This window comes from Gordonia sp. 852002-50816_SCH5313054-c (assembly GCF_001665925.1).
GTDB lineage: Bacteria > Actinomycetota > Actinomycetes > Mycobacteriales > Mycobacteriaceae > Gordonia > Gordonia jacobaea.
The window spans coordinates 1-7,865 of the sequence record NZ_LZTE01000002.1 but is presented as its reverse complement, the minus strand read 5'-3'; the positions used below and the strand labels follow the sequence as shown (position 1 = coordinate 7,865).

Sequence of the window (7,865 nt, the reverse complement as noted above, 5' to 3'; positions counted from 1 at the left end):
AGATGTGTATAAGAGACAGCCGCCGTACCCGCCGCCGCCGAACCCGCCGCCGTACCCACCGGCGCTTGCCCGGACCCGTTCGTCGTAGTCCTCGGGCACACGCCGGAAGTCGTCACCGAATCGGTCGTAGCGTTTCCGGGTGTCCGGGTCGGACAACACCTGGTAGGCCTCGTTGGCCTCCTTGAACCTGTCCTCCGCAGTGGGGTCCTTGTTCACGTCGGGGTGATACTTGCGGGCCAACTTGCGGTAGGCCTGCTGGATTTCGTCGGTGCCGGCGCCCCGAGAAACCCCGAGCACTTCGTAGTAGTCACGCGCCATCGGTGCTCACCCCTCGGGGCGGCTGACGACCACCGCGGCGGGACGCAACTGCCGCCCGTCCTCTCCATAGCCCGGGCGCAAGACCTCGACCACGGTCCCGGAGGGAAGGTCGGGTTGGGCCACCACACTGACCACTTCATGGAGCTCCGGAGAGAACGGCACACCGACCTCGTCGTGGCGCTCGAAGCCGAACCGTGACAGCACCTGCACCGCCTGATCCCGGATCGCCTTCACACCCTCTACGACGGCCTGAGGATCGCTGCCCGCATGGGCCAGCGCAAGCTCCAAATTGTCCAGTACCGGCAGCCACGCCGCGGAAACCTTCGCCACCTCCGCGGCGCGTTCACGATCCAGATCCTTGGCATACCGCTTGCGCAGGTTGTCCAGATCTGCGAGGGCCCTGCGCCAGCGGTCCTCGAGTTGAGCCAACTCGGCCCCCGTGTCGGTGCGATCAGGCGCCGTCTCGGTCTGATCCCCGTCGGTACCGTCGGTAGCCTGCTCGGTCGTCGAATGATCAGCAGACCTCTCCATCAGGTGCCTCAGCTCCGATCGAACTCGGCGTCGATCACGTCGTCATCATCCGACGACGCAGCCTCTGCGCCGCCGGCCTGGTGTCCGTCGCCGCCGCCGGCTTGGACCGGCGCGAGCCCGTAGAGCAGCTGCTGCAGCTCCGAGGTCAGGGGCTCTATCTCCGAGGGTGAAGCACCGTCTTTCACAGCCTTCCTGGCGTCGGCGATCAGCATCTCGGCACGCGCCTTGTCGTGCGGGGGCGCACTGTCACCGAGTTCGGCGAGTCGCCGTTCCACCTGGTAGGCAACCGAATCGAGCGCGTTGCGTGCGTCGACCGCCTTGCGCAGCTCCTCGTCCTCACCCCGGTTCCGTTCGGCCTCCGCAAGCATGCGCTCGACCTCACTCTGGTCCAGGTTGCCCTGCTCACTGATCGTGATGCTCTGCTCCTTGCCGGTGTCCTTGTCGCGGGCGGTGACGTTGAGGATGCCGTTAGCGTCGATATCGAAAGTGACTTCGACCTGGGCCTCGCCACGTGGCGCAGGTCGGATGTCTTCCAGCCGGAACCGGCCCAGCACCCGGTTGTCGGCGGCCCGTTCGCGTTCGCCCTGCAGCACCACGACGTCCACGGCGGACTGATTGTCTTCCGCCGTGGAGAACACTTCGCTGCGCCGGGCCGGGATCGTCGTATTGCGCTCGATGATCTTGGTCATCACCCCGCCCTGCGTCTCGACGCCGAGGGACAGCGGGGTGACGTCGAGCAACAGTACGTCGGAGACCTCACCTTTGAGCACGCCCGCCTGGACTGCGGCACCGAGCGCCACGACCTCGTCCGGGTTGACGCCCATGTGGGGGTCCTTACCGCCGGTGAGCCGGCGAACGAGTGCCTGTACCGCCGGAATGCGTGTCGAACCACCGACCAGGATCACCTCGTCGATGTCGTTGGCGGTGACCTTGGCGTCGCTCATCGCCTGCTTTACCGGACCGAGGCAGCGTTCCACCAGATCTGCCGTCAGATCCTCGAACTTCGATCGCATGATCGTGGTGGTGAGGTGTTTGGGACCGTTCGCGTCTGCGGTGACGAAGGGCAAGTTGACCTGGGCTTGAGTTACCGAGGACAACTCGACCTTGGCCTTCTCCGCGGCCTCGAAGAGGCGTTGCAATGCCTGCGCATCCTTGCGCAGATCGATGTTCTCCGCGCTCTGGAATTCGTCGGCAAGGTAGTCCACCAGGCGTCGGTCGAAGTCGTCTCCGCCGAGGTGGGAGTCGCCGGCCGTCGAGCGAACCTCGACTACTCCCTCGCCGACATCGAGCAGACTCACATCGAAGGTGCCGCCGCCGAGGTCGAAGACCAGTACGGTCTCGTGGGTCTGCTTGTCCATGCCGTACGCCAGTGCCGCCGCGGTCGGCTCGTTGATGATCCGCAGGACCTCGAGGCCCGCGATCCGGCCGGCGTCTTTGGTGGCGTTGCGCTGCGCGTCATTGAAATAGGCCGGAACGGTGATGACCGCTTCCTTCACCTTCTCACCGAGGAACTTGCTCGCGTCATCTACGAGCTTGCGCAGCACGAGGGCACTGATCTCCTCCGGCGCGTACTTCTTTCCCCGCACGTCGAATCGTGCCTCACCGTTGTCACCCGGCACGACGTCGAAGCTGACCGCTTTGGCCTCCTCGGAGATCTCGTCGTAATGACGTCCGATGAAGCGTTTCGCCGAGTAGATCGTGCCCTTCGGATTCAAGATCGCCTGCCGTCGGGCCAGCTGACCCACCAGGCGCTCGCCGCTATCGGTGAACGCCACCACCGACGGCGTCGTCCGCGCACCCTCGACATTGGAGATCACCACCGGCTCGCCGCCTTGCCAGCTTGCGATGACCGAGTTGGTGGTGCCCAGGTCTATACCCACAGCAGTCGCCATGACTCATTCCTTTCGATCGGTCCGGCCGGTGAGCAAGCGGACGGCTTCGTCCGCGACCTCGACATCGGCGAGGACTTCGTAGTGACGTGGTTGTAATGACTGGATTGAGGTGAAGTCGCGCCGGCCGCCCTGCAGCGCATACATGAGCAGGCCGAGCAGAGCGCCGACAACGGCGCCGAATACCAACCCGTAGAAGGCGAGCGCGAGGCCCGTGAGCAGCGGCTGGACCCAATCGAGTAACCCGAAGATCCAGCCGAACAGCGCACCCGTCAGCGCGCCCGCGGCGGCGCCGCGCAGAGCGGCCCAGCCGTAGTTCAATCGGCCGACGATCTGCTCGACCAGCTCGATGTCGCGACCGACGATGGCCAGTTTGTCTACCGTGAAATGCTGGTCGGAGAGGTAGTCGACGGCGCTCTCGGCGTCGGCATAGGTGTCGAATGTCGCAATCACCTGGCGAGCAGGTGGGTGTGGACTTACGGCGGAGGTTCCGCCACTGGACTCTGACATCCCGCCCCCTCGGCGTCGATGTTGTGGGGTTTCGCCGAGCCTGTGCGTACCGGTACGGCCCGGCCTTCGGACAACCGGTTGGGCTCACGAACGGCCCAACCGCAATGCGAGTTCTTCATCCGCCTTCGGGCGGTCAACACAATTCGCCTATCGACAGTCCTGGCTTGCAATCACTGAAATGATGCTAACCCTTGTCGGGGGCCGACGCAAATTCGCCTATCGGGCGTCGACAATAGAGGCGCAATGGCGTCCATACCTGCCCTGGGCATAGATGTCCGCCGGAACCCGCTCGAGGCGACCGGTACACGCAACTCCGGGTACCGGCCACTACTCCGGTGCGTCCACGAGTAGAACTCCCGATCCAGTCATCTTCGCAGCCGACGCGGTGAGTGGCAAGGCCCGCACAAGTCGAAAGCGGGAAGCGAATTCCGCAATGACAGTACAGTCGCTGACACGCTGGCAATAGCCGTTCCTTCATGCTCACGTACAGGAGCAGGTGCTCGATGGCGGAACGACAAGTTCCTGGCGCCGAGAGAACCGGCGGGAGAAATCCATTTTCCAAACGGTCGGTTTATCCATCCACTGGAGCCATGCCCACCGGATTCCACTGGGCGGCAACCGAATCGGAGACGCTCCAGATTAGAATTGTATGAAAAAGTTGGTAGCGCAACAAGATAGGAAGCATCTTGGCTCTCAGTGGTGGAGCATGCGCGCTGCCGTTCGTCGATGCCGGTTGCCTGGGTGCATCGAAGCGGTTCGGTGACCGGTCTCGGGCGCCGCCGGGGGTATGTTGATCGGGTGGGCCCGCTCGCGGCAGGTGCAAGTAGGAGACCGATTCCTCACGGAGGCGGTGGCTGATGCGCGTACCGTCGACCGTACGTTCCTCGATCTGGGTGCCGCTGGTCGCGATCGTGGTCCTCCTCCTCGCGGGATGCGGCGCCTCGGCTCCCACCACCTGACGCCCTCAGCGGGACCTGCCGTAGACCTGCCGGCACTGGTCCGGCAGGTGGAGGCCTCGGTCGTCACCGTGCTTACCGGGTCCGGTGTGGGCAGCGGCATCGTCTACAAGACCGACGGCACCGTCGTCACCAACGCCCACGTGGTCGAGGGTGCCCGGCAGGTGAGTGTGGCCTTCGCGGACGGGCAACAGGTGTCCGCGAACGTGCGGGCCGTCGATCGTGTGACCGACGTCGCGGTCCTTCAAGCGGACCGCACGGATCTGACTGCGGCGACGTTCGAGACAGCGTTGCCAGAGGTCGGCGCGCTCGCCGTAGTCGTGGGCAGTCCGCTGGGGTTCGAGGCCACGGTCACCTCGGGCATCATCTCAGGATTGCACCGTCAGATCCCCGGGTCGGCTTCCACCGGGGCGCCGCTAGTCGACCTGATCCAGACCGACGCCGCGATCTCGCCGGGTAACTCCGGGGGTGCCCTGATCGACGGACAAGGGCGGGTCGTGGGGATGAGCCAGGCCTACATTCCCCCGTCGGCGGGTGCGGTGGCTCTGGGCTTCGCCATCCCCGCGGCGAATGTCGTCGACGTCGCAGACCAACTGCTGGCCTCGGGAACTGCCCAGCATGCGTACGTCGGCATTCAGCCCGGCACGCTGAGCCCGCAGATCGCCGAACAACTGGCAGTCGACCGCACCAGCGGTGCCGTCGTCCTCGAGGTCGTCCCGCTCGGTCCGGCTGCGACGGCGGGTATCCGGCCGGGCGATGTCATCACCGCGGTCAACGGCCACGACATCGAGTCGGCGGAGGACTTCATCGCGGCGCTCCGTGCCCTCGACCCGGGCGATCGAGTCGATTTGACCGTGCTCCGCGGTGGCGAGACCCAGCAGATCTCGGTCACAGTGACAGACCACCCCGCCAGCTGAACGGGCTCTTCGCGCTTGAGCGGGGTGCCCGGTAGTTGAATGGGGCTCGTGGCCCCGACATGCTGTTGGTCTCTCACAACGCGACAACAGCGAGGCCACGAGCATGAACGAGGGTACGTCAGTGCTGCTCGGGCTGGAGGACGAGTTCACCGTCCTGCAGCTCGAACGAATCGATGCCGACACGGTGCGTGTCGTCATCGAGGTCATCGACCCGGAGGGCGCCTGCCCCGAGTGCGGGGTGCTCACCTCAAGGATCAAGGAGCGGCCACTGGTTCGAGTCAAGGACTTGCCTGCCTCCGGCCAAAGAACCGATCTGTGGTGGCTCAAACGGCGCTTGGTGTGCCGCGAACCGGCCTGTGGGACAGCGACATTCACGCAGCAGTCCCGCGCTGTGCCGGCACGGTCGCGGCTCACGACCCGGCTACGAGAGAAGATCGGTTCGGCGATCGCGTCGGGCAACCGCGCCGTCAGCGAGGTCGCTAGCGAGTACCAGGTGGCGTGGTCGACCGCGCACCGGGCGCTCATCGCACTGGCCAACCAGTGGCTGCCCGAGCCGGAACCCACCCGCGTGCTCGGCATCGACGAGACCCGCGCCCGGTCGGTGCGCTGGGTGCTCGAAGAGGCCGGCTGGACACGGTCGAACCCGTGGATGACCTCGTTCGTCAACGCCGACCCCACCCTGCCCGGGCACCTTCTCGGGCTGCCCCCGGGACGCTCCGGGGCGTGCGTGATCGACTGGCTCGCGCTGCAGACACCCGCGTTCCGGGCCGGCATCGACCTGGTCGTGATCGACCCGTCCGCGCCGTACGCGGGCGGGATCCGCACCGCCCTGCCGGACGCGCGGATCGCAGTCGACAAGTGGCATCTCGTCGCCCTCGCCAACCTCATGGTCACCCAGGTCCGTCAACGGATCACCCGGCAACTGCACGGCCGCCGCGGCACCGCCACCGACAAAGTCTGGGCCAGCCGGCAACTGCTGCTCACCGGCTACGAGCACCTCACCGTGAAGCAAAAGGCCCGGTTCAACGCCGCCCTCGCCGCCGAGGATCCGACCAACGAGATCGCCGCCGCGCATGCCGTCAAGGAACGCCTGCGCCTGCTGCTGGCCGAACACCAGCCGCACCAGATCCGGCGCAGGCTGTACGACTTCTACGACGCCGCCGCCCGCGCCGACATGGAGGAAACCAGCCGCCTGGCGACCACGATCGACACCTGGTGGCCAGCGGTGCTCGTCGCGCTCACCGAGGACGTGACCAACGCCCGCACCGAGGGCTTCAACCGGATCATCAAGCAAACCAAGCGTGTCGGATGCGGCTTCACCAACATGGACAACTACCGAAGGCGCATCATGGTCCACATCGCCCTCACCCGAGGGCAGAGACCAGCAGCATGAAATCAGCACACGCCCCGCTCAAATGCGGAGAGCCGCTGAACGACTATTCCAAGAACGACCAAAACGGGGCGGGCGGGATCTGTGTTGCGGGCGGTCCGGCCCGCAGCGTTGCGGGTATCGCAGGCGTTGAGCAGCATTACCGTCCGCGTGTCCTTGGGACACAAAATTGGGAATACCAACTTCAACTTCGGGTCAGCCACGAACTGGGTGGACTGTCCTGTGCTCATCGGATTTGCTGACGCTCCTGATGGGCGCCGAGGGTGACGAGGGCCTCGATGCCGACTTTGTCGGCGGCGAGGTCGCAGAAGGCCTCGAATCGGGTCGTCGCGGCCGTCCTGTCGTATCGGGAGGTGGGATCGTCGATGTCGGTGGCCTCGGCCAGCGCGGTCAGATACCGCTGGGCCGTGCACAGGTCGTCGTTGGCCTCGATTACGGTGGCGTCGCGCAAGTCGTGCCGGCAGAACGGACGCACCTTCCGATCGGCGCTCTCGCGCGGACACCGTTGGGGGCAGTGCCATGGCGGGCCGTGGCTGCCGAGCCAGGTGGTGTCGGAGAATGGCACCTGCCCGCAACCGGGACACCGGGTCTGCAACCGCAGTCGGTGCCGCAGGCAGATCGGAAGCAACGGGTGCACCCATTGCCTCTGCCAGATGCAGTCCGGCTCGGCCTCAGCCGCGCCGCGGGGGGCCCGGTGGAAGGTGTGGGGTCAGGCCGTGCGGGCGGCGGATTCGCCGGCATTGTCGATGGTGGTCGCGGCGATCAACTCCGGGGTGATCGTCTCGGTGCCGGAGGCGATCGCCAGGTAGCAGACGCGGTCGATGAGGTTGGTCAGCGACGCTATCCGGCCCTGTGTGCGCCGGTGCAACACCTTCGCCTGCTCGACGAGCATCCCCTCGTGGGCGTCGGCCAACTTGATGTGCCCCTCCAACGTGCGGAGCAGGCTGATCCAACTCCGCAGCCCCGGATCGGTATCGACCGCGAACGGGGCGACCGGGCAGCGGGTGGCACGGCGGCTGGTCTGCGCGTAGGCGGCCTGTTCCCCGAGCTGCCCTTCATCGAAGAACCGCTTCTCGGCGAGCTGAACTCCGACGTAGACGAACGTCGCCGCCATCTCGTTGGCCAGACCCTTGAGGTGGTTGGACACCTCGATGCCGTTGCGATGCTTGAAGTCCACGAAGTGCAGGTCGTCGAGCACGACCAACCGGGTTTCGCAGCTGGTGACACAGTCGACGGCCAACGCACCCAGCTTGGAGGTCGACGCCCGGTCGACGGCGGGAGGAATGATCAAGACCTGTGGATCAGGGAGGGCGTGCCTTCCCGTAAATATGATCCTGGTAGTCACTTGATCAAG

General features: G+C 65.7%; 8 protein-coding genes. 2 read left to right on the top strand and 6 right to left on the bottom strand.

The features are described from left to right. From A5788_RS00050 to A5788_RS00035, 4 genes are all read right to left on the bottom strand, one after another. Positions 1 to 318, bottom strand: a 318-nt coding sequence (locus A5788_RS00050) for a DnaJ domain-containing protein (RefSeq protein WP_156525402.1), incomplete at its 3' end; no start/stop codon positions are given. Between the two features lie 6 nt (positions 319 to 324). After that, the gene (locus tag A5788_RS00045) at positions 325 to 849 is read right to left on the bottom strand and encodes a nucleotide exchange factor GrpE (RefSeq protein WP_005203457.1); all 525 of its coding nucleotides are present in this window, start codon (positions 847 to 849) and stop codon (positions 325 to 327) included. An 8-nt stretch (positions 850 to 857) separates the two neighbouring features. Next, positions 858 to 2,741, bottom strand: a complete 1,884-nt coding sequence (gene dnaK, locus A5788_RS00040; RefSeq protein ID WP_064870065.1) for a molecular chaperone DnaK — start codon at positions 2,739 to 2,741, stop codon at positions 858 to 860. A 3-nt stretch (positions 2,742 to 2,744) separates the two neighbouring features. Further along, positions 2,745 to 3,248: a general stress protein gene (locus tag A5788_RS00035; RefSeq protein ID WP_005203454.1), complete on the bottom strand. Its 504-nt coding sequence runs from the start codon at positions 3,246 to 3,248 to the stop codon at positions 2,745 to 2,747. Between the two features lie 850 nt (positions 3,249 to 4,098). Here A5788_RS00035 and A5788_RS00030 point away from each other — a divergent pair. Both A5788_RS00030 and A5788_RS00025 read left to right on the top strand, forming a co-directional pair. Then, positions 4,099 to 5,121, top strand: a complete 1,023-nt coding sequence (locus A5788_RS00030; protein WP_231894214.1) for a S1C family serine protease — start codon at positions 4,099 to 4,101, stop codon at positions 5,119 to 5,121. 121 nt (positions 5,122 to 5,242) lie between these two features. Further along, positions 5,243 to 6,514 carry an ISL3 family transposase gene (locus A5788_RS00025; RefSeq protein ID WP_197494533.1) on the top strand — a complete coding sequence of 424 codons (1,272 nt, stop codon included), beginning with the start codon at positions 5,243 to 5,245 and terminating at the stop codon, positions 6,512 to 6,514. A gap of 223 nt (positions 6,515 to 6,737) precedes the next feature. Here the strand turns inward: A5788_RS00025 and A5788_RS00015 are convergent, their stop codons facing one another. Together A5788_RS00015 and A5788_RS00010 are read right to left on the bottom strand one after the other, a co-directional pair. Continuing rightward, positions 6,738 to 7,076 (bottom strand): hypothetical protein, encoded by a 339-nt coding sequence (locus tag A5788_RS00015; protein WP_064870063.1) that lies wholly within the window; start codon positions 7,074 to 7,076, stop codon positions 6,738 to 6,740. A 144-nt stretch (positions 7,077 to 7,220) separates the two neighbouring features. Beyond that, positions 7,221 to 7,802, bottom strand: coding sequence for a TniB family NTP-binding protein (locus tag A5788_RS00010; protein WP_231894213.1), 582 nt, complete (start codon positions 7,800 to 7,802; stop codon positions 7,221 to 7,223). Positions 7,803 to 7,865: the final 63 nt, after the last annotated feature.

Excerpts from the sequence above, each read along its gene's own strand:
- A5788_RS00045 (WP_005203457.1), bottom strand. The coding sequence starts at position 849 with ATGGAGAGGTCTGCTGATCATTCGACGACCGAGCAGGCTACCGACGGT.
- A5788_RS00035 (WP_005203454.1), bottom strand. The coding sequence starts at position 3,248 with ATGTCAGAGTCCAGTGGCGGAACCTCCGCCGTAAGTCCACACCCACCT.
- dnaK (WP_064870065.1), bottom strand. The coding sequence starts at position 2,741 with ATGGCGACTGCTGTGGGTATAGACCTGGGCACCACCAACTCGGTCATC.